The sequence below is a fragment of the Streptomyces sp. ID05-26A genome (genome assembly GCF_033794685.1).
GTDB lineage: Bacteria > Actinomycetota > Actinomycetes > Mycobacteriales > Pseudonocardiaceae > Lentzea.
This window is the reverse complement of record NZ_JARAYZ010000001.1, coordinates 391,924-412,588: the sequence shown is the minus strand read 5'-3', so window position 1 is coordinate 412,588 and position 20,665 is coordinate 391,924. Positions and strand designations below refer to the sequence as shown.

Annotated in this window: 18 protein-coding genes; 11 read left to right on the top strand and 7 right to left on the bottom strand. The window is 69.4% G+C overall.

All coding sequences use genetic code 11. The features are described 5' to 3' along the window. Positions 1-101 precede the first annotated feature (101 nt). Complete coding sequence (locus tag PV646_RS01990; RefSeq protein ID WP_500339722.1) at positions 102-1,289, top strand: uracil-xanthine permease family protein; 1,188 nt, start codon at positions 102-104, stop codon at positions 1,287-1,289. A 4-nt stretch (positions 1,290-1,293) separates the two neighbouring features. Here PV646_RS01990 and PV646_RS01985 read toward each other — a convergent pair whose 3' ends face one another. The 4 genes from PV646_RS01985 to PV646_RS01970 are packed head-to-tail and all read right to left on the bottom strand — an operon-like array spanning position 1,294 to position 5,178. Then, entirely contained in the window at positions 1,294-2,271 is a 978-nt protein-coding gene (locus tag PV646_RS01985; protein ID WP_500339721.1) for a quinone-dependent dihydroorotate dehydrogenase, read from the bottom strand. 37 nt (positions 2,272-2,308) lie between these two features. Then, complete coding sequence (locus PV646_RS01980; protein WP_500339720.1) at positions 2,309-3,547, bottom strand: cytochrome P450 family protein; 1,239 nt, start codon at positions 3,545-3,547, stop codon at positions 2,309-2,311. Beyond that, on the bottom strand, positions 3,450-4,301 hold the full coding sequence (locus PV646_RS01975) for a DNA-formamidopyrimidine glycosylase family protein (RefSeq protein WP_500339719.1): 852 nt from the start codon (positions 4,299-4,301) through the stop codon (positions 3,450-3,452). The genes PV646_RS01980 and PV646_RS01975 overlap by 98 nt, the downstream gene beginning before the upstream one ends. A gap of 31 nt (positions 4,302-4,332) precedes the next feature. After that, positions 4,333-5,178, bottom strand: a complete 846-nt coding sequence (locus PV646_RS01970; protein WP_189153631.1) for a ParA family protein — start codon at positions 5,176-5,178, stop codon at positions 4,333-4,335. A gap of 33 nt (positions 5,179-5,211) precedes the next feature. Here PV646_RS01970 and PV646_RS01965 point away from each other — a divergent pair, with 33 nt between their 5' ends. From PV646_RS01965 to PV646_RS01940, 6 genes are all read left to right on the top strand, one after another. After that, entirely contained in the window at positions 5,212-5,931 is a 720-nt protein-coding gene (locus PV646_RS01965) for a class I SAM-dependent methyltransferase (RefSeq protein WP_500339718.1), read from the top strand. A gap of 100 nt (positions 5,932-6,031) precedes the next feature. Then, positions 6,032-6,601: a sigma-70 family RNA polymerase sigma factor gene (locus PV646_RS01960; protein WP_500339717.1), complete on the top strand. Its 570-nt coding sequence runs from the start codon at positions 6,032-6,034 to the stop codon at positions 6,599-6,601. 41 nt (positions 6,602-6,642) lie between these two features. Then, positions 6,643-7,314 carry a class I SAM-dependent methyltransferase gene (locus PV646_RS01955; RefSeq protein ID WP_500342226.1) on the top strand — a complete coding sequence of 224 codons (672 nt, stop codon included), beginning with the start codon at positions 6,643-6,645 and terminating at the stop codon, positions 7,312-7,314. 85 nt (positions 7,315-7,399) lie between these two features. Then, on the top strand, positions 7,400-7,966 hold the full coding sequence (locus PV646_RS01950; protein WP_500339716.1) for a sigma-70 family RNA polymerase sigma factor: 567 nt from the start codon (positions 7,400-7,402) through the stop codon (positions 7,964-7,966). A 103-nt stretch (positions 7,967-8,069) separates the two neighbouring features. Further along, positions 8,070-8,747, top strand: coding sequence for a sigma factor-like helix-turn-helix DNA-binding protein (locus PV646_RS01945; protein ID WP_500339715.1), 678 nt, complete (start codon positions 8,070-8,072; stop codon positions 8,745-8,747). Positions 8,748-8,752: 5 nt separating this feature from the next. Beyond that, positions 8,753-9,472 (top strand): sigma-70 family RNA polymerase sigma factor, encoded by a 720-nt coding sequence (locus PV646_RS01940; protein WP_500339714.1) that lies wholly within the window; start codon positions 8,753-8,755, stop codon positions 9,470-9,472. On the opposite strand, the gene PV646_RS01935 is transcribed toward PV646_RS01940, so the two are convergent. Next, positions 9,453-10,763 carry a type I glutamate--ammonia ligase gene (locus PV646_RS01935; RefSeq protein ID WP_500339713.1) on the bottom strand — a complete coding sequence of 437 codons (1,311 nt, stop codon included), beginning with the start codon at positions 10,761-10,763 and terminating at the stop codon, positions 9,453-9,455. The genes PV646_RS01940 and PV646_RS01935 overlap by 20 nt on opposite strands. 12 nt (positions 10,764-10,775) lie before the next feature. Here PV646_RS01935 and PV646_RS01930 point away from each other — a divergent pair, with 12 nt between their 5' ends. From PV646_RS01930 to PV646_RS01920, 3 genes are all read left to right on the top strand, one after another. Next, positions 10,776-11,870, top strand: coding sequence for an amidohydrolase family protein (locus PV646_RS01930; protein ID WP_500339712.1), 1,095 nt, complete (start codon positions 10,776-10,778; stop codon positions 11,868-11,870). 35 nt (positions 11,871-11,905) lie between these two features. Next, positions 11,906-13,180 (top strand): DNA polymerase IV, encoded by a 1,275-nt coding sequence (locus tag PV646_RS01925; RefSeq protein ID WP_500339711.1) that lies wholly within the window; start codon positions 11,906-11,908, stop codon positions 13,178-13,180. 85 nt (positions 13,181-13,265) lie between these two features. Beyond that, the gene (locus tag PV646_RS01920) at positions 13,266-13,925 is read left to right on the top strand and encodes a hypothetical protein (RefSeq protein WP_500339710.1); all 660 of its coding nucleotides are present in this window, start codon (positions 13,266-13,268) and stop codon (positions 13,923-13,925) included. A gap of 650 nt (positions 13,926-14,575) precedes the next feature. On the opposite strand, the gene PV646_RS01915 is transcribed toward PV646_RS01920, so the two are convergent. Continuing rightward, entirely contained in the window at positions 14,576-15,676 is a 1,101-nt protein-coding gene (locus PV646_RS01915; protein ID WP_500339709.1) for a hypothetical protein, read from the bottom strand. An 18-nt stretch (positions 15,677-15,694) separates the two neighbouring features. Then, positions 15,695-17,200: a M48 family metalloprotease gene (locus PV646_RS01910; RefSeq protein WP_500339708.1), complete on the bottom strand. Its 1,506-nt coding sequence runs from the start codon at positions 17,198-17,200 to the stop codon at positions 15,695-15,697. 265 nt (positions 17,201-17,465) lie between these two features. Here PV646_RS01910 and PV646_RS01905 point away from each other — a divergent pair, with 265 nt between their 5' ends. Then, on the top strand, positions 17,466-20,624 hold the full coding sequence (locus tag PV646_RS01905) for a S8 family serine peptidase (RefSeq protein WP_500339707.1): 3,159 nt from the start codon (positions 17,466-17,468) through the stop codon (positions 20,622-20,624). The last annotated feature ends 41 nt before the right edge of the window (positions 20,625-20,665 follow it).

The window sequence follows — 20,665 nt, the reverse complement described above, 5'->3', positions numbered from 1 at the left end:
GAAGTCCGGCTGAATTGCCGGGAGGCAGTGCATTGGCGTTGTGGACCGTGCACGGGGACGGTCGGATCACCGACAGTGAAACCGTCGCACCCCAGGAACGGGTGAGCTGGCCGCTCACCATCGGTTTCGGAGTGCAGCACCTCGTCGCGATGTTCGGCGCGACGGTGATCGTTCCCACCGCCACCGGCCTGCCCGTCGCCACCACGCTGCTGTTCTCCGGCCTGGGCACGCTGCTCTTCCTCGTCATCACCAAGAACCGCGTGCCGAGTTACCTCGGCTCCTCCTTCGCCTTCGTGGCCCCGCTGGTGGCCGCGCGCGAGCAGGGCATCGCGGCCCAGCTCGGCGGGGTCGTCGCCGCGGGCCTGCTGGTGATCGTCGTCGGCATCGCGGTCAAGGCGCTCGGCGTGCGCCTGCTGGAGTCGGTCATGCCGCCGGTCGTCACCGGTGCCGTCGTGATCATCATCGGCCTGAACCTCTCGCATCAGGCCACCTCGAACTTCGGCGAGCAACCCCTGGTCGCCGGCCTGACGACCCTGGTGATCCTGCTGGCCGGCGTGCTGGGCCGCGGCCTGGTGTTCCGGTTCTCGATCCTGATCGGCTTCGTGGCGATCTGGATGGGCGGCCTGGCGTTCGGCGCCGTGTCGTCCGAGCGGATCGCCGCGCTGCGCGACGCCGCGTGGGTCGGCCTGCCCAAGCTCTACCAGCCCGAACTGCGGCCGTCGGTCGTGCTGCTGATGCTGCCCGTCGTGATCGTGCTGGTGGCCGAGGTCGTCGGGCACGTGAAGGCGGTCGCGGCGCTGACCGGCCGCAACCTCGACGGCAGCGCCGGCGACGCGATCATCGCGAACGGCCTGTCGACCGCCTTGTCGGGCCTTGGTGGCGGTGCCGGCACGACGACGTACTCCGAGAACATCGGCGTGATGGCCGTGACCCGCGTCTACACGACGGCGGCGTTCGCCTTCGCCGGTGTGTTCGCCACACTGCTCGCGTTCTCCCCGAAGGCCATCGCGCTGTTCGGCACCATCCCGCCGGGCGTGCTCGGCGGCTGCACGCTGGTCCTCTACGGCCTGATCGTGCTGGTCGGCGTCCGGATCTGGATGGACCGCGGCGTCGACCTGGCGAACCCGGCGAACGCGATGGTCGGCGGCGCGGCACTGGTGGCCGGCGTCGGCGACCTGACCATCGAGATCGGCGACCTGGAGATGGGCGGCATGGTGTGGGGATCGCTGCTCGTCGTGATCCTGCACCCCGTGATGCGCTGGCTCCGGGCCGCTCGCCACAACGGCTGACCGCTCACCTCAGGGCGCGGTTGATCCTCGACACGAGCCCGGGACCCTCGTAGATGAACCCGGTGTAGATCTGCACGAGGCTCGCGCCGGCGTCGATCATGCGCTTGGCGTCGTCCGCGGTCGCGATGCCGCCGACACCGATGACCGGCAGGTCGCTGTTCTTCGTGATGAACCGGACCACGTCGTTCGCGCGCTGGGTGAGCGGCCTGCCGCTGAGGCCGCCGGTCTCGCCCTTGTGAGCGCTCGTGAGGCCCTCACGGCCGAGGGTGGTGTTCGTGGCGATGAGGCCCTTGATGCCGTTGTCCACGCACACCTGGATGACCTCGGCGATGGCGTCCTCGGTCAGGTCCGGGGCGATCTTGACCAGCATCGGCTTGTCCGTGGCCGCGGTCAGCGTCGCGACGAGCTCGGTCAGCGCGCCCTTGTCCTGCAGGCTGCGCAGGCCGGGGGTGTTCGGCGAGCTCACGTTGATCGCGTAGTAGTCGCCGTGGTCCTGGAGGGCCTTCAGCGAGTTCAGGTAGTCCTGCACGGCGTCCTCGACCGGCGTGATCTTGGACTTGCCGAGGCTGATGCCGAGGGGCGCTCGCAGCGACGTCCGGTCGAGCTTCGCGGCAAGCGCTTGCGCACCCGCGTTGTTGAAGCCCATCCGGTTGATGATCGCCTCGTCCTCGCGCAGGCGGAACAGCCGCGGCTTCGGGTTGCCCGGCTGCGCGTGCCACGTGACGGTGCCGACCTCGACGAACCCGAACCCCAGCGCGCCCCACGCGGGCAGCGCGCGCCCGTCCTTGTCGAGACCCGCCGCGAGACCGACCGGGTTCGGGAAGCGGACACCGAACACCGTGCGCGGGTTGTTCTGGTTGCGGGCGAACCTCGCCAGCGGGCTCAACCGGGCCATGACGTCGAGCGTGGTCTCGTGGACCCGCTCCGCGTCGCCGCCGTGCATCCCGAACAACGCCCTGCGAACCACCTGCTTGTACACCACGTGCTCACCCTATAACGCCAGCTCAGGGTAGCCGTCGTCACATGGGCTTGGGCACCTTGATGGTGGCTTGCTCGTCCAGCGGCATCCGGGGCTTGGTCCGGAACGTCACCGGCAACGTCCGCAACCCGCGGCTGCCCAGCGAGACCCGCCACCCCAACGGCTGCGACGTGTCCAGCGCCAGCCCGGCGCACCGTTCCAGCAGCGTCCGGAACGCCACCTCGCCCTCCAGCCGGGCCAGCGGCGCGCCCAGGCAGAAGTGGATGCCGTGCCCGAACGCGAGGTGCTGGCGGTCCGCCCGCTCGATGTTGAGCTGGTCGGCCCGCGGGTACCGGTTGCCGTCGTGCTCGGCCGAGGCGAGCGACAGCAGCACGACGTCGCCCGCCGGGATCTGCACACCGCCGATCGTCAACGGCCGTGTGGCGAACCGCAGCAGGTGCGAGGTCGGGCCGTCGAACCGCAGGAACTCCTCGATGGCGCCGGGCAGCAGTGACGACGAGCGTTGCAGCAGTTCGAGTTGCTCGGGGTGGCGCAGCAGCGCCAGCGCGCCGTTGCCCACGAGGTCGACGGCCGTCGTGTAGCCGGCCACGAGCAGGAGGAACGCCAGCGACGCCAGTTCGCTGTCGGACAGCGCGGCCTCACCCGTCGCGCGGGCCAGGCCGCCGATCAGGTCGTCGTCACCGGACGTGCGCTTGTGCGTCACCAGGTCACGCAGGTACCCGGATGTCTCCTCACGGGCCGAGGCCGCGTCACCGTCGGCCAGTCCGGTGACCACGTCGGCCCAGTAGCGGAAGTTCTCCTGGTCGACGGCGGGGACGCCGAGCAGTTCCATGATCACGGTGATCGGCAGCGGCGCCGCGAAGTCCGCGATGAGGTCGCAGCCGCCGGAGTCGGCGAAGTCGTCGGCGAGCCGTGCCGCGACCTGCTCGATCCGGGGGCGCAGCGCGGCGATGCGGCGGGGCGTGAGCTGGCTCGACACCGCGCGGCGCAGGCGGGTGTGATCGGGTTCGTCGCTGTTCATCATGTGCTCGGACAGGTCGCCGAACCACCACGACGCGAAGTGCGGATGGCCGCGCAGGGGTTCGGTGAGCGCGGAGCCGTGCGAGGACAGCAGCGGGTTGTCCAACGCGGCGCGCACGTCGGGATAGCGGGTCACGAGCCACATGGGCACGCCGAAGGTCTCAACCCGGTGCACCGGGCCCGCGTCGCGCAGGCTCTTCAGCACCGCGTACGGGTCGTCGGTGTAGCCGGGACGCAACGCATCCAGATTGACCGCCATAATGGGGGACACGGCCGGGAGAGCGCTTCGGTTCAACCTTTTGGCATTTTGGGCAGAAGTACACAAATCTGCCGTCGATCTCGTCCGATCGGACCCTTGTGCGACAGCGCAAACAGGGTTTGCCGGTCCGCTCGAAAACGTAGTGCTGCACGCGCAGGTCGCCGGTGGTGCTCTGTTCCGGCCGCCACTGGTTGGCCTGCAAGAGTTTCCGCGACAACGCGACCGCACGTGAGGGGTCCACGGCGGACACCGGGGCCGTCGGCAGAACCCGCAACAGGAAACAAACTTCCGCGCGGTAGAGATTGCCGACACCGGCCATCACGCGCTGGTCCAACAATGCGAGACCGACCGGCCGGGAAGGGTCGGCGGTCAACCGCCGAACGGCCTCAGCGGTGTCGAACTCGGCCGCCAGAAGATCAGGTCCGAGGTGCGAGATGAGTCGATCTTCTTCGGAGGTGGGCACGAACTCCAGGTCGTGCAACGCGAATCCGATGGCCTGCCGATCGTCCACCTCGAACACCGCACGGGCCTGGTGCGCGGGACGGCGCCACTTCTCACCGGGCCGGTACAGGTGCCACGAGCCGTCCATGCGGAAGTGGCTGCGCAGGCTGTTGCCGTCGGAGAAGTGGGTGAACATGTGCTTGCCGTACGTCCGCACACCGAGCACGTCCAGGCCGGTCAGGTCCAGTGCGGCCAGCCGGGGATGACGCAGTTCGCCGCGTCGCAGCGTCTTCCCGGCCAGCGCGTCGTGCATGCGATGACCGGCCAGGAAGACCGTGTCCCCTTCAGGCATCCACCGCTTCCTGGATCTCGTCGTCGTCGAAGTCGTGGTGCACGGCCCGGCGCCGGCTCCGCGAGATGCGCTGGATGCGCGCCAGCAGGAGGTTGAACGCCAGCGCCACTTCACGCGCTCCTGGAGTACCCCACTCGTGGATGGGCATGCACGCGCCCTGTGCCTGCTGCACGGCCAGACGGTCCGGCAACGCCACCGGCATGACCAACGGCCCGAAGATGTCGCGCAGCTCCTCGATGCGGAACTGGTGTTCGTGCGAGCGCGGCCGCACGCGGTTCACGACGACACCCAGCGGCTGCAGATCGGCGTTGTTGCTCTCCCGCTCGTTCTGCACCGCCTCGAACGCCCGCTGCACGCCCGCCACCGCGAACATCGTCGGTTCGGTGACCAGCAGCGCGCGGTCGGCCGCCACCAGCGCCGAGCGGGTCAGCTGGCCCAGCGACGGCGGGCAGTCGAGCAGGACGAGCTGGTAGGGGAACTCGTCGTACATGTCCCGCAACGTGCGCAGGGCGTCTTTCAGGCGGTGCAGCCGGGACTCGTTCGGATCCGGGTGGTTGAGCAGCTCGGCGTCCTCGGAGCCGGACAGCACGTCGATGCCATCGCCCCACCTGCTCGGGCGGATCGCCTGCTCGACGTTCTCCTCGGACGGGTCTTGCAGGACGTCGTAGATGGTCGCCTTGGACTCCTCGGGCTCCAGCGTCGACGTGGCGTTGCACTGCGGATCGAGATCGATCACCAGAGTGCGGACACCACGGCGGAGGGCGGCAGAGGCCAGGCCGAGCACCACCGTCGTCTTGCCGACGCCTCCCTTGAGGCTGAGCACGGACACCGTATGCACAGACCTACTCTAGGGTCTCCTAGTCTGTTGGCCATGCGACCGGACGCCGTACAGAGGCTGCTCGACGCGGAATTGTCCGCCGCACGCGAGCGCAGGGGTGGAGAACAGCCCCGCGTGCTCGACGTCGGCGGTGGCAGCGGTGTCTGGGCCGTGCCCCTGGCCGCGGCAGGATGCGTGGTCACGGTCGTGGAGCCCTCACCGAACGCACTCGCCACGTTGCACACCCGTGCGCGCGAAGCCGGTGTGACGATCAACGCGGTCCAGGGCGACACGGACTCGCTGGGTGTTCCCGCTGGTGAGGCCGATCTGGTGCTGGCGCACGGCGTGCTGGAGGTCGTCGACGACGCACCGGCCGCACTCGCCTCGCTGGCCGCCGCGGTCGCACCCGGTGGTGCGGTGTCGGTGCTGGTCGCGAACCGTTTCGCGGCGATCCTGCACCGCGCGATCGCCGGCCGGATCGTGGACGCGCGGCGGTTGCTGGACGACGACGCGGGGCAGCTCGCGGGCACCCGTGACCCGCTGCAGCGCCGGTTCGACGTGGCCGGGCTCGAGAAACTCGTGCTGGACGCAGGTCTGTCAGTCGAGATCCTGCAAGGTCACGGTGTAGTTTCAGATCTCGTGCCCGGTGTGGTGCTGGACGCGAATCCGGGTGCCGCCGACGCACTCGCCGAGCTGGAACTGGCCGCCGCAACGCGTTCCCCGCTCCGAGACGTCGCAGCCCGGCTGCACGTGCTCGCCCGCCGAACCGGCTGAAACGCTGTACATCGGGGAGATTTATGACCCTGATGAGTGGTCCCAAACGACGCGGCGGCGAAAGATAATGGCTCCGCTGCCGACGTAGGGAACCAACGCGATGGAGAGTTCCGACCTGCTGGCCTCATTGGTCAACGAGGCCGTGGCGGGTGACCGGCAAGCCGTCGAACGGCTGCTGGCCTCCGTGCGACCACTCGTGGCGCGGTACTGCCGTGCGCGCGTCGGTCGCAACGAAAGGGCGTACGCGTCGGCTGACGACGTGGCGCAGGAGGTCTGCCTGGCGGTGCTCACAGCGCTGCCCACCTACCGTGAGCAGGGAAGACCCTTCCTGGCGTTCGTCTACGGCATCGCCGCGCACAAGGTCGCGGACGCGCACCGGGTCTCGGCGCGCAACCGGTCCGAGCCCGTCGCCGAGGTTCCGGACGGTCCGTCGACGACGGTCGACCCCGAGGAGAACGCGCTGCTCGGCTCGCTCTCGGTGCGGCTGGGGCAGTTGCTGCGGGTGCTGCCGGACAAGCAGCGCGAGATCCTGCTGCTGCGCGTGGTGGTCGGCCTGACGGCGGAGGAGACGGCCGAGGCGATCGGGTCGACGCCCGGTGCCGTGCGGGTGGCTCAGCACCGTGCGCTGGCCAAGCTGCGCACGTCCGTGGGGGTCGAGGAGCTGATTTGACCGGTGCCTTCTACGACGACCTGTCCGGGACGTACGACCTCATGTTCCCGGACTGGGACGCGTCGATGGCCCGGCAGGCGTCGCAGCTCGCGGAGTTCATCCCGGCGGGCGCGCGCGTTCTCGACTGTGCGTGTGGCATCGGCACGCAGGCGATCGGTCTGGCTCTGCGCGGCTATGAGGTCGTCGGTACCGATCTGAGCCCCAAGGCGGCTTCTCGGGCCGTTGCGGAGGCCTCTGCGCGTGGCGTCACTGTGCCCGCGTTCGCCGCGGACATGCGTTCGCTGCCGTTCGCCGATGCCTCGTTCGACGTCGTACTGGCCGCGGACAACGCGCTGCCGCACCTGCTGACCGCCCAGGACGTGCTGGTGGCGTTGCGGGAGATGCGGCGGGTGCTGCGACCCGGTGGCCGGCTCGTGCTCTCGACGCGCGACTACGACGCGATCCGCGCCGAACGGCCGTTGTCGACCCCTCCGTCCGTGGGGCCGGGTCGTGTCGTGTGGTTCCAGCTCTGGCATTGGGACGGCGATCAGTACGAACTGGAGATGTTCCGGCTGCACGAAAACGACTCGTGGCGCGTTGTCGTGGGCAAGACACGGTATTGGGCGATTACTCGTCATGAAATCACCGCATTGGTGGAACGCGCCGGTTTCGGTTACGTGGAGTGGTCGCTCCACGCCTATTACCAACCGCTACTCGTTGCTGCAAACGGGTGACGTTTGAAGTTTCTCCCTACTTTCCGCATAAGGAGTGACGCGTCGCACGTCTCCTCCACGGGACGTCAACGAGGGGACGCTTCGGATGGAGAGTTCAGCGTTATCCGCAGAACTGGTCAGTCTGGCCGTGCGGGGCGAGCGCAGGGCCACTGACCAGCTACTTCGCTACCTGCGACCGCTGGTGGTGAAGTACTGTCGCGCGCGTGTGGGGCGTTCCGCGACAACTGCGGACGACGTCGCGCAGGAGGTCTGCCTGGCCGTGCTGACGGCTCTCCCGAACTATCGGGAGCAAGGAAGGCCGTTCCTCGCGTTCGTCTACGGCATCGCCGCGCACAAAGTCGCCGACGCGCACCGGGCCCTGGCTCGTAACCGTGCGGAGCCGGTCGCCGAGGTGCCGGATCAGGAAGTGCGGGGGGTCGGGCCGGAGGAGTTCGTCCTCCAGGACGAGTTGAACGGCACGCTGGGGCGGCTGCTGCACGTCCTGCCGGACAAGCAGCGCGAGATCCTCGTGCTGCGCGTCGTGGTGGGTCTGTCCGCGGAGGAGACCGCGGACGCCGTGGGGTCCACACCGGGTGCGGTGCGTGTTGCTCAGCACCGCGCGCTCGGTCGTCTTCGCAAGGAAATCGCGTCATTGGCTGTCCCGATCGGGTGACATTCGTTTGCGTTTGTTACGAGTCGTGGCGAGTGCGTGGGGAGAACGCACCCAAACGACATACCTAGAGGGCAGGAAGACGCCGACATAGGGACCAAGGGGCATGGGAAGTTCGGACTCAGCGTTTGCCGCCGAGCGGCTGCGCGTCGACGGAGTGCTGGTGCAGCACTTCCGTGAGTCAGGGCTTACCGGGCCACGCTGGGACCAGTTCCACCGTCAGCTTCTCGGGCACGGACTCACGATCGTTACGAAGCTGGTGCGGTCCGGTGCCATGTTCTCGCGCTGCGGGCAGCAGGGCCGGTACCTGCACAGGCAGGACATCCCGCCGCAGGAGGCCGAGGAGTTGGCGAGCGACGCGGTGTACGAGGGGTTCGTCTACTTCCGGGACCGGGGTCTGCTCGGCCGGGAGTGGTCTGTGGAGCACGGACTGCCGTTGGACGAGTACTTCGTCAACGCGTGCGTGCTCGCGTTCCCGAACGTGTACCGGCGCTGGCAGACGCGTGCGCACGGCTGGCAGGACGTCCGGCTGGTGGAAAGCGTCGCCTCGCTCGAACACGTCGTGACCGAGGCGACGCCCGAGGACGCGGTCATCGAGCAGGCGGCGGCGAACGCTGCGTTCGCGACGCTGAGCGAGGACGGCAAGCGGTTGCTCTTCCTTCATGACCAGGGCTATTCGCATGCGGAGATCGGTGAGTTGATGCGACTCACCCCGCGCGCGGTCGAAGGACGGATCCGGCGGGCGCGTCTCGCGGTGCGCCGGCGTCCAGAAGAGGAACGGTGATCTGCGTGGAGTTCACACCCGGCCTGCACCGCAAGGTGCCCGCGGAAGCCGTACAGGGCTCATCCGTCGGTGGGCCGGTTTCCGCGTCGAGGGGGACCCTGGACGCGTTGGTCGAGCGGACCGCCGGTGGCGACAAGGAGCCTGTCGACCCTCCGGCGCCCTCCTACTACTCGAGCCGCCCGCAGAGCGCGGACGAGCACGTCGCGCGCGCTGTCGCCGGTGATCGCGCCGCCATCGAACGGCTGCTGGGCACCATCCGGCCGTTGATCGTGAGGTACTGCCGTGCGCGCGTCGGATCGTTCGCGTCGGCGGACGATGTTGCGCAGGACGTGTGCCTGGCGGTGCTGACCTCGTTGCCGTCGTACCGCGACCAGGGGCGTCCGTTCCTGGCGTTCGTCTACGGGATCGCGGCGCACAAGGTGGCGGACTCGTTCCGCAGCTTCTCGCGCAACAAGGCCGAGGCCGTGCCCGATTTGCCGGAGTCGATGGACACCGCCGCGGGGCCCGAGCAGCGGGCGATGCAGGGGGAGCTCTCGAACCAGATGGCGACGCTGCTGCGCGTGCTGCCCGAGAAGCAGCGCGAGATCGTCGTGTTGCGCGTGATGGTGGGGTTGTCGGCGGAGGAGACGGCCGAGGCGGTCGGATCGACGCCCGGTGCGGTGCGGGTGGCCCAGCACCGGGCGCTCTCGCGGCTGCGCAAGGAGCTCAGTGCCGCCAGCGAGTGACGTTGGCGATGCCCTGCGGACTCGCGTCCTTGTACCGCTCCATCTCGCCGCGCCGCACGTCGGCGATCGTGCCGGCCAGCTCCTTGCCGAACGCCTCGGTCAGCACGGCGTCCTTCTCGAACTCGTCGACGGCCTCCCTGAGTGAGGTGGGCAGGCGCTGGACGTCGCTGAGCAGCGCCGGGTCGACGTTGAGGCCCTCGGGTAGCTCGGTCTCGGTCCTGATGCCGTCCAGGCCGGCCGCGATCACGCCCGCGACGACGAGGTACGGGTTCGCGGTCAGGTCGAAGCACTTGATCTCGAGGTTGTCCTTGATGAGGCGCAGCGCCGTTTCGCGGTTCTCCTCTCCCCACGCCACGAACGGTGCCGCCCACGTGTTCGGCACGAGCCTGAGGTAGCTCGCGAGAGAGGGACAGCCGATCGCGCACATCGCGCGGAGGTGGGTGAGGACGCCAGCGCTGAACCGCTTCGCCTCGTCCTGGAAGCCGTCGAAGAGGTTCGTTCCGTCTCGCCAGAGACTGAGGTGCAGGTGGCCGCCGTTGCCGACGCCGCCGTTCACGACCTTGGGGGAGAACGACGGGCGCATGCCGTGCCGGATCGTGACGGCACGGATCGTCTCCTTGACGAGCACGGCGGTGTCCGCTGCCGAGAGCGGATCTTCTGGTGCGGTGGAGACCTCGAACTGGCCGGCGGCGTACTCGGGGTGGAACTGGAGGACCTCGACGTTCTGCTGGTCCAGGGCGTTGAGGAGGTCGACGCAGTAGTCGGACAGCTCGACCTGACGGGCGTGGCCGTACGCGGAGCCGCTGGTCGCCGGGACCCAGTCCTCGGTGCCGGTCTTGCCGACGCACCACTCGATCTCGAAGCCGGCCTGGGCGGTGAGGCCTGCGGCCGCGAGGTTCTGGACGGCCTTGCGGGCCTGCAGGCGCTGGTCCATCGGGTAGGGGACGCCGCTCTGGTAGTGGCGGTCGGCCGGAGCCCAGGCCCAGCCCGGCTGGCCCGCGAGCACGGTGACGCGCTCGAGGTCGGGGTGCAGGCGCAGGTCGCCGACCGGACCGCCGGCGAACCGGCCCTGGATGATCCAGTCGTCGAACAGGAAGACGTCGAACACCGGTGACGCGCCGACGCCCTGCGCCGCGGCGTGGGCCAGTCTGCGCAGGGGGACGGACTTGGTGCGGGTGATGCCGCTGTTGTCGACCCAGGTGAGCGCCACGACGCTCACGTCCCGCGCGTTGAGCCCGTCGAAGAGCTCCGTCGCCCGCTCGAACCGCTGGTCCCGTTCCGCAGAGTCCACGATCCTAAGGTTATGGGCATCTTGCCGTTCGTCGCCGAACTCGGGCTGGTGGATCACCACTGCCACGGGGTGCTGCGCACCGACAGCACCCGTCCGGAGTTCGAGTCGCTGTTGCTGGAGGCCGACGAGGTCTCTCCGCTGGGCGGGTCGTTCTTCGACTCCGCCGTGGGGTTCGCGGTGCGGCGGTGGTGTGCGCCGCTGCTGGACCTGCCTCGGCACGCGTCCGCCGACGAGTACCTCGAACGGCGGAACTCGCTGCACATCGCCGAGGTGTCGCGGACGTTCCTGATGGCGTCCGGGATCCACACGTTCCTGGTGGACGGCGGGTTCCAGCCTGATCGGCTGTTGTCGGCGGCTGAGCTGGCCGGGCTGGGCGGAGGTGTCGCGCACGAGATCGTGCGGCTGGAGGTGCTGGCGGAGTCGTTGCGGGAGGTCGCGCCGTCGGAGTTCCTGGATGCGGTCCGGTCGCGGCTCGCCTCCACCTCGGCCCTGGGGGCGAAGTCCGTTGCGGCCTATCGGATCGGGCTGGGGCTTCCGGGCGTGCGGCCTGCGGACGCGGACGTGGAGCGGGCGGTCGCAGCCTGGTCGTCGAGGCGGCTGGAGGATCCGGTGGTGATCACCTGGCTGGCGTGGGAGGCGTTGGACGCCGGACTGCCGTTGCAGTTCCACGTCGGCTACGGCGACTCGGACATCGACCTGCACCGGTGCGATCCGTCGTTGCTGACGCCGTTCCTGCGGGCCACCGCCGGGCTGGGTGTGCCGGTGCTGCTGTTGCACAACTACCCGTTCCACCGGCAGGCCGGGTATCTCGCGCAGGTGTTCCCGCACGTGTTCTGCGATCTCGGGCTGGCCACCCACGGGCTGGGGCATCAGGCGTCGCGGGTGTTCGCCGAGGCGCTGGAGATCGTGCCTTACGGGAAGTTCTTGTTCTCCTCTGACGCCTTCGCTTTGCCCGAGTTGTACTACCTCGGCGCGCTGCTGTTCAGGCAGGCGTTGTCGGACTTCTTGGCTGATGGGTTGCGACGGGACGCGTTCGTGGAGGAGGACGCGCATCGGATCGCACGGCTCGTTGCGTCGGAGAACGCGGCACGTGTGTACAAACTGTAGGATTTGCTTCGAACGGACGTTCGAGAGGGGTGTTCATGGGTCGCAGTGCGAACCTGCCACGCGGCCTGGTTGACCGGTTCCGTGCGCGCGATGGCGCCTGGCCTGACGACACGGGCTGCCGGATGCTGCACGTCGACATGGACGCCTTCTACGCGTCGGTGGAAATCCGCGAACGCCCTGAACTCGAGTCCGTGCCGGTCGTGGTCGGCGGCGTCAGTGGGCGTGGCGTCGTGTGCTCTGCCAACTACCTCGCGCGTGAATACGGTGTGCGTTCCGCGATGCCCACGGCGCATGCTCGCCGGCTGGCGCCTCATGCGGTGTACCTGCCTCCCCAGTTCGATCTCTACCAGGAGGTCTCGCGCGGGGTCATGGCGATCTTCCGTGACATCACGCCGCTGGTGGAGCCCCTTTCGCTGGACGAGGCCTTCCTCGACGTGGGTGGTGCGCTGCGCCGGCTCGGTCTGACACCGGGCGGCGTGGGCGAGCTGATCAGGTCCCGCGTGTTCGCCGACCACGGCGTGTCCTGTTCCGTGGGTGTCGCGTCGACGAAGTTCCTCGCGAAGCTCGCCTCGGGCATGTGCAAGCCCGACGGCATGATGGTCGTGCCTGCCTCCGCGTCTCTCGAGTTCCTGCACCCGTTGCCCGTCTCGGCGTTGTGGGGCGTGGGCGCGAAAACCGCCGCACGCCTGGAGGAACTGGGTCTGGAGACCGTCGCCGACGTGGCCGCGATGCCTCTCCCGCGCCTGCGCCGCAAGATCGGCGTGGCTCTGGCGGAACACCTGTACGCCCTGGCCGCCGGCGTGGACGACCGCGCGGTCGTGCCGGTGTCACGGGAGAAGTCGATCGGCGCCGAGGAGACCTTCGAGGTCGACGTGACCGACCGCTCCCTGCTGCGCCGGGAACTGCTCCGCCTCTCGGAACGCTCGGCGGGTTCGTTGCGCGCCAAGGGTCTGCACGGCCGGACGGTGTCGATCAAAGTCCGCTTCTCCGACTTCACGACGATCACCCGCTCCCGCACCCTGCCGGTGGCGACCGACGTGACCCAGGAGGTCTACCGAGTCGCCGCCGAACTCCTCGACACCCAGACCCCACCCGGCGCCGTCCGCCTGATCGGCGTCCGAATAGAGGGTCTTGACAACGCCGACTCCGCCCAACAACTGATCTTCGACGCCCCGGAACGAGGCTGGCGCGAAGCCGAACAAGCCGCCGACCAGGCCCGTTCCCGCTTCGGCTCGTTGGCCGTCCGCCCCGCCTCACTGCTGCGCGACAGTCCCGAAAGGACAGCGGACTTCGATCCGAAGCCCGAGTGATCGCAACCTGTCCACAACCCGGAAGTTGTCCACAACTTCCCGCTCACCCGGATCCCCCCACCCCCACCGGGCGCACCATGAACCCATGCGCCACCCCATCGACCTGGAAGCCCTGGGCACCCTCTTCCTCCACCGAGTGGCCCCAGTGGCAGCCCTGCTCCACATAGGACTGTCCCCGTCCCTGATCGACCAGCGCGCTCGCCCAGGCGGCCCCTGGCAGCGCCTCTTCCCGAGCATCTTCCTGCTGTCCAGAGCGGGCCCGTCCCGAGAGCAGCTGGTGCAGGCCGCCCTCCTCTACGCGGGCGAGGGCGCGATGCTCACCGCCTTCGACGCCCTCTACCTGCACGGCATGAGATCGGTCCTGCCCACAGCGGACGCCATCCACGTCCTCACCCCGCGCAACTCCCAAGCCTGGGGCCACGCAGTCCTGCGCCTGGAACGAACGGACCGCCTCCCCAAACCAGCCCTGCGCAGAGGCTTCCACGTGGCCCCGCTGGAAAGAGCGGCGGTGGACGCGATCCGCCGAACCCGCTCGATCCCGGACACCAAGGCCATCCTCGACGAGGTGTCGCACTACGTGGGCATCCAGGCCCTCAGAGCCGAACTGGCCATGGCCCCGCGCAAGGGCACCACCCTGGCCCGCAAACTCCTGGGCGACTCCCCGGCCCGCCAACTGGAGCTGGCCGTGATGGACCGCCGCCCGCCATCCGTCCCACAAGCCCGAACCCCACTACCGATCGGCTGACCGACCACCCACCAAGCGACAGCGTCGCCCGCACTCAAAGCCGCTGGCCCGGCACACCGCCTCAGCGCGCGGCACAGCGTCGCCCGCACTGACAACGGCCGGCCCGGCACGCCACCTCAGCGCGCGGCACAGCGTCGCCTGTACTGACACCCGCCGGCCCGGCACATCACTTCAGCGCGCGGCACAGCGTCGCCTGCACTGACAACCGCCGGGCCGGCACACCACCTCAACGCGCGACACCTGAACCCGGTGCCGCAGCCGGGCCTCGTGCGGCCTCGGATTCCAACGCTGCCGCGGAACCCAGGGCAGTCACCCGACTCCGCACCGGCTGTGCCGTCCAACCCAGGCTCGCGGCCGCCCCGGCAACCCTGCCTCGGCCTTCACCCCAGCAATCCCGGCACAGCCCGCGGTCCGCAACCCCGCCGCGGTCCGCAACCCCGCCGCAGTCCGCAACCCCGCCGCAACCCGCAACCCGCAACCCGCAACCCGGGCAGCAGTCCGCAATCCCGCCGCAGCACGCAGTCCGCAACCCCGCAACCCGCCGCAGCCGCAACCCAGGCCACAACCCGCGACTTCCCCCACCCCCAGCAACCACACCGCACCAAGCGGGCTGACCGACCCCCACACCAACCGAACCGAAAGGCCGCCGCCTACCGAACCGGAGCCTTGACCCCCTTGCCCTTGGCCACAGCCTTGACCGCGATCCCCCGCATCCCCAAGAACTTCAACCGAGGCTCCGCGAAGTAGTCCCAAGGCCCCGCATCCGCCAACGCCCCCAAAGCCCGGAACTGCCCCACAGCTTCCTCGAACCGTTGCAGCTCAAGCAAAGCGTAGATCGCATACCCACGATCATTCCGGAGCGCATAAGTGTCAGCACCCTCATCCGCCAGCCGAGCCAGCAAAGCGTCCAACGCCGACACCACCTCAGGCGAAGTCCACACGTCAGGGGAGGTGCCCTCGGCCTCATAAGCAGCCTGCAGCGGCAACCCGAGCAGCTTGGGCGACTTCGAGGCCGCCTCGACCGCGAACGCCAGGGCCAGCTCGTCCGACCCGTGCCACTTGCGGCACCAGTACTGCAGTGCCTGCGCATGTCCGTTGTGGTGCAGGGGATCGCGCGCCACCAGTTCCGCCCAGATCGCGCGGAACTCGTCGTGGTCCACCTGCAGGCCGCGGGCGAGCGTGAGCATCGTGTTCCACGGCGTCGGGTCGTCCGGCACCACGGCGGCGGCGACGGCGGCGGCCTCGCGGGCCTCGAACAGGACGCGGTGGAAGCCCTCGAACTGCTCGCGGGTGGTCTGGGACGAGGTGGCGCTGCCGCGGATGTCCCAGGCGAGGGCGACCAGCGACATCGCGTGCACGACGATCCAGTGCGGGTCGCCTGGGCGGGCGGACTGCCACGCGTCCATCCAGGCGTCGTCCTTGGCGGCGAGGCCGGCCAGGGCCGAGACCACGCGCTGGCGGCGGTCCCAGTCGCCGTGCGTCGCGGTGACGAGGTCGGCGGCGTTCTCCCAGTTGCCGGCTCGGACGTCGTCCTTCACGGCGGCGAGGGCCAGGTCCTCCAACGGCGAGGTGGTCGTCACCTCGGCGTCGGGGACGAGGCCGTAGCGCTCCGGGTGGGTCTTCGGCAGGACGAAGGAGGCGACCACGTCGGTCGGGAGTTCGTCGATCTCGACGCCCAGCCGCTTCGCCTCGCGCATGAGGCGGATGACGGTGATGAGTTCCTTGGGCTTGAACAGAAGTGAGAGCACCACGGGGTTTCTCCTGAACGCTCAGTGCGCGGGGCGGTAGTCGGGGGCCACACCGGCGGTGGCGAGCGCGGTGCGCAGGCCCTCGGTGTTGCCGTGGTCGGCGACCGCGGCGTCCAGGTGTTCGGCCATGTCGAAGTCGTGAGAGGAGGTGACGAACGTGGTTCGTCCCAGCCAGTCCAGTTCCCAGCGGGCGAGGCCCGCGTCGGAGAACGCCAGTGCCACCAACGCGGACAGTTCGGGCAGCACCTCGCCGCGGGCCATCTCGCGGCGGGCTCGGGCGCCTGCCTCGCGGTTGCCGGGTGTGTGAGTGCCGAGGCCCATGAGGTGGCCCGCGTCCAGTGCGTCGAGCACGGTCGTCAGTGACGGCGGCTGGTTCATCGCCGTGGCTGAGGCCTGCAGCAGTCGTTCGGTGCCTCGGACCACGCGGGCCCGTGCGCCGATGTGGCCGAGCGTGGCCCAGTCGACGCGTTCCTTCGCGGAGGCGTCGGACACGAGCGTGGTGAGCACGGCGGCGTCGAGCAGCGGCATCGGGTCGGTGAGCAGTTCCAGTGCCGGGCGGTCGCCCCAGCCCTGCTCGGGTTCGAGGCCCAGGGCCTCGATCGCGGTGATGCGGTCCTGCAACGGCGGGTGCGAGTCGTACGGGCCGCGGTCCGGGTCGTGCGGGTGCTGGCGGATCTCCTCCAGTTCCTCGTGGAGTTCGGGGGAGGTGCGCAGGCGGGCGAAGCCGTCGAAGAACGTCGTGGGCAGGTAGCCGAGTTCCCACGCGACGGTCAGATGACGGTTGGTGAAGAGGTTCCACGCGGCGTCGATCACCGGCAGTTCGCGCCACGCGGACGCGGCGGCGGACGAGCCGGCGAGCGTGGCGGCGACGCGGTCCGCGGCGAACTCCTGGCGGCGGCTGATCGCCTGGGAGACACGGAGGTACAGCTTGGCGTAACCGCGGAACAGCTTCGTGATCATGCGCTGGAGCCAGCGCTCGGTGTTCATGTGGGAACCGGCGCGCAGCATCGCCTCGCGTCCGGAGACCACGACGCCCGCGAGGCGTGTGTCCCTGTTGGCGTAGTGCCCGAGTTCGTGGGCGAGCACGGCGATGAGTTGCTTCTCGGTCAAGGAGGTGAGCAGAGGTGCGCCGATGAACATCCTGCGTTCGAGGACGCGCAGCCCGAGGAATCGGGTGTCCTCGGCGACTCCGGCGTTCACCGCGGCGAGGATCCGGATCTCGTCCGGCGGGCGGGTGCCGACGTCGGCTGCCAGGCGGCGGACGAGGTCCCAGAGCGCGGGTTGCTCCGCGGGCGTGACGAGGATGCCGGGCACCTCGTCCTGTGTGCGGCGCTCCAGTGAGATCAGACCCTTGACCAGTGCGTACACCACCGGCACGACGAACAGTGCCAGCTTCGCGCCGACGAACGGGCGCTCGATCAGGGCGTAGGTCTCCAGCGCGAGCAGGCCACCGATCAACCCGAAGGCGAGGACGTAGAAACCGACGAGCAGCGCCACCGAGATGGCAGCACGCAACGAAACACGCATGAGTAGAGCGACCTTCCCCCAAAGCCCCCGCGCCGCCCCCAGACGACGGCAGGACGAAGTGTGCACGAGAACCCGGTCACGACTCAATCCCGAAAGGAGGTGCGCCGGTCCGGCGGCGGTGTGTCAACCAGCCGATCGGCCAGTGCGGGTACCTCTGCGGGATGACATCCGCACCCGCAGCTCCGGCCTCCAGAGGGAGGTGTGGTGACGCTCGGTGTCCCTACGGTCACTGACGCAACACCTCATCGAGCACTGGAGGTACGCAGTGAGAGCAGGACAGCGAGGTGCCCGTCGGGGGTTCACCGCGCTCGCGTTGTCGGCTGGTCTCGTCACCGCGGGAACGATCACGGGGACGGCGGCCGTCGCGCACGCGGACGAGCAGCGGGCCGGGCAGGGTGATCGCAGCGTCACGCTGATCACCGGTGACCGGGTGGAACTGGCGGGCGACCGCGTCGTGCGGTTCGTGCCGGGACCGGGGCGGGACAGGTTGCCGGTGCGCACCTTCACGCGGGACGGGCATCGGCACGTGGTGCCCGCGGACGCGATCGCGTTGGTGGACAACGGGAAGCTCGACCTGCGGTTGTTCGACGTGACGTCGCTGGCCGAGTTCGGCTACGACGATGCGCGGCGCAGCACCATTCCCGTGATCGTGCGGCCGGCGGCGGGCGCACGATCGGGCGGCATCAACGCCTTGGCGGCCAAGGGAACCGTGGCCGGTCTGGTGACGGGCTCCGTCGAGAAGTCGGGCAGCGCCTGGGAGTCGCTGCGCGGTGGTGCGGTGGAGAAGGTGTGGCTCGACGGCGTCCGCAAGGTGTCGCTCGACCGCAGCACCAGGCAGATCGGTGCGCCGCAGGCGTGGCAGGCCGGTGTCACGGGCAAGGGCGTGAAGGTCGCCGTGCTCGACACGGGCGTCGACGAGAAGCACCCGGACCTGCAGGGCAAGCAGGTCGCCGAGAAGAACTTCACCGACTCGCCGGACAACACCGACGAGGTCGGGCACGGCACGCACGTCGCGTCGACGATCGCGAGCAAGGGCGAGCAGTACCGCGGTGTCGCGCCGGACGCCGAGATCCTCGACGGCAAGGTGTGCCAGCCGGGCGGGTGTCCGGACTCGGCGATCCTCGCGGGCATGCAGTGGGCGGCCGACCAGGGCGCGAGCGTCGTCAACATGAGTCTGGGAGGTGGTGACACCCCGGAGATCGACCCGATCGAGGAGGCCGTCAACCGGATCTCTAGGGAGACCGGCGCGTTGTTCGTCATCGCGGCGGGCAACTCCGGGCGTCCGGAGACGATCGGCTCGCCCGGTAGCGCCGAGTCCGCGCTGACCGTCGGGGCGGTGGACCGCAACGACGGCATCGCGCCGTTCTCCAGCCGAGGCCCGGCTGCGGACGGTGCGGTGAAGCCGGACGTGACCGCGCCCGGCGTCGGCATCGTGGCGGCCGAGGCCGGTACGCAGGGGCACGTCGCGATGGACGGCACGTCGATGGCGACGCCGCACGTCGCTGGTGTCGTCGCGCTGCTCAAGCAGCAGCACCCGGACTGGTCCGGGTCGCGGCTCAAGGCGACCGTCATGGCTTCGGCGAAGGCGAACCAGTCGCTGACGGCGTTCGACCAGGGCGCGGGGCGGGTCGACGTACCGAAGATGCTGGCGCAGCAGGTGATCGCCGACCCGGCGAACATCAACTTCGGGCTGCAGCAGTGGCCGCACGACGACGACCAGAAGGTCGTCCGCGAGGTCACCTACCGCAATCCCGGCGCGGAGCCCGTCACGCTCGACCTGAGCGTGGACGTCAAGGGACCGGACGGCAAGCCCGCGCCCGCTGGTCTGTTCGCCGTGTCCCCGGCGAAGGTCACCGTTCCGGCCGGCGGCGAGGCGAAGGCCACGATCACGGCCGACACCAGGGCGAACGCGCCGGACGGTGCCTACAGCGGTGCGGTCGTCGCGTCGAACGGACTGCGCACGCTCGTCAGCGTCAACCGGGAGGTCGAGAGCTACGACACCGCACTCTCGGTGCTCGGACCCGACGGCAACCCGGCCGAGGGCCACAGCACGGTGTTCGTCAACACCAAGACCGGCAAGGCGTATCCGGGGCGGGGCACGAACGTCCGCCTGCCCAAGGGCGAGTACCTGGTGGACAGCGCCATCGTCAGCCAGGACTTCAAGGTCTACCTCCAGGTGCAGCCGAAGTTCGTGGTGACGGGCAAGGGGTCGTTCGCGGCCGACGCGCGCACCACCAAACCGGTCGCGCTGAAGACGCCGGACGCCGCCGCCAAGGGCATGATCGGCACGATCGGCTACACCGCTTCGGTCGCGGGCAGGAGCTACGGCATCGGCTGGGCGTTCTTCGACGGCCTGGCGGGCCAGATCGCGACGGCTCAGATCGGTCCGGACGCGTCCGGCTTTCTGGTGACGGTCGCCGAACAGTTCCAGGGCACGCCACGCGACGAGAAGACGCCGGTCAGCTATCGCTTGATGTACAGCGAAAAGCGCATGCCGACCGGCTACGAGCGGACGGCCGGGGCGAACGAACTCGCCGAGATGACGTCGAGCTTCCGCAACGCGGGTGAGGGTCGCAAGCACGGGATCGCCGTGATGCCCAACCCGATCGACGGCAGTGGTGGCTTCGGCTGGTTCACCCCGGTGCCGGAGGGCGGCCGCGCCGTCGACCTGGTCTCGACCGCGACCGGCAAGTGGAGCTGGATCTACGACCGGGTCGGCCCGGACAACAACAACGAGTACTCGACCGAGACGCCCGCACGTTCCTTCAAGGGCGGCAAGAAGTACTCGCAGACGTTCGGCGCGGCGGTCTTCGGCCCGTCCGTCCCGTCGGCGCCCGGCTTCGGCCTCGCGCGGCTCGAGGACCAGATCGCGGTCAGGGTGCCGCTCCTCACCGACAGCAACGGCGGCGAGGGCAGGGCGAACACGGGCACCGCCAAGACCGCCTTGTTCCACAACGGCACCAAGCTCGGCGAGTCGGACCGCCCCGGAGCGATCTTCGACGTCCCGGCGGCGGAAGGCGCTTACCGTGCCGAGATGGAACACAGCCGCGACACGGAGCTGTCGTCGAAGGTGAGCGGCGCCTGGTCCTTCAAGGCCAAGCACACCGCGGACATCACGCACCTCCCGCTCACGGTGGTCCGCTTCCTGCCGAAGCTCGACGACAAGGACACCGCCCACGGCCGCGTGCAGCTGGTCCCGCTGAAGGTCGAGCAGGCCCAGAACACGCCGAAGGTCAGGCGCGTCACCGTCGAGGTGTCGTTCGACGACGGCGCGACCTGGAAGCAGGTGCAGGTCGCCGGCGACAAGGCCGTCGTGCACCACCCGAAGAACGCGAAGTTCGCCTCACTGCGTGCCAAGACCACGGACGCGGCGGGCAACACGGGCGAGGTGACGATCATCCACGCCTACAAGATCGCGAGCTGACCGACGACGTGCGGGCGGGGAGCGATCCCCGCCCGCACGGC

Excerpts from the sequence above, each read along its gene's own strand:
- PV646_RS01980 (WP_500339720.1), bottom strand. The coding sequence starts at position 3,547 with ATGGCGGTCAATCTGGATGCGTTGCGTCCCGGCTACACCGACGACCCG.
- PV646_RS01975 (WP_500339719.1), bottom strand. The coding sequence starts at position 4,301 with ATGCACGACGCGCTGGCCGGGAAGACGCTGCGACGCGGCGAACTGCGT.
- PV646_RS01965 (WP_500339718.1), top strand. The coding sequence starts at position 5,212 with ATGCGACCGGACGCCGTACAGAGGCTGCTCGACGCGGAATTGTCCGCC.
- PV646_RS01960 (WP_500339717.1), top strand. The coding sequence starts at position 6,032 with ATGGAGAGTTCCGACCTGCTGGCCTCATTGGTCAACGAGGCCGTGGCG.
- PV646_RS01955 (WP_500342226.1), top strand. The coding sequence starts at position 6,643 with ATGTTCCCGGACTGGGACGCGTCGATGGCCCGGCAGGCGTCGCAGCTC.
- PV646_RS01950 (WP_500339716.1), top strand. The coding sequence starts at position 7,400 with ATGGAGAGTTCAGCGTTATCCGCAGAACTGGTCAGTCTGGCCGTGCGG.
- PV646_RS01945 (WP_500339715.1), top strand. The coding sequence starts at position 8,070 with ATGGGAAGTTCGGACTCAGCGTTTGCCGCCGAGCGGCTGCGCGTCGAC.
- PV646_RS01930 (WP_500339712.1), top strand. The coding sequence starts at position 10,776 with ATGGGCATCTTGCCGTTCGTCGCCGAACTCGGGCTGGTGGATCACCAC.
- PV646_RS01925 (WP_500339711.1), top strand. The coding sequence starts at position 11,906 with ATGGGTCGCAGTGCGAACCTGCCACGCGGCCTGGTTGACCGGTTCCGT.
- PV646_RS01920 (WP_500339710.1), top strand. The coding sequence starts at position 13,266 with ATGCGCCACCCCATCGACCTGGAAGCCCTGGGCACCCTCTTCCTCCAC.
- PV646_RS01910 (WP_500339708.1), bottom strand. The coding sequence starts at position 17,200 with ATGCGTGTTTCGTTGCGTGCTGCCATCTCGGTGGCGCTGCTCGTCGGT.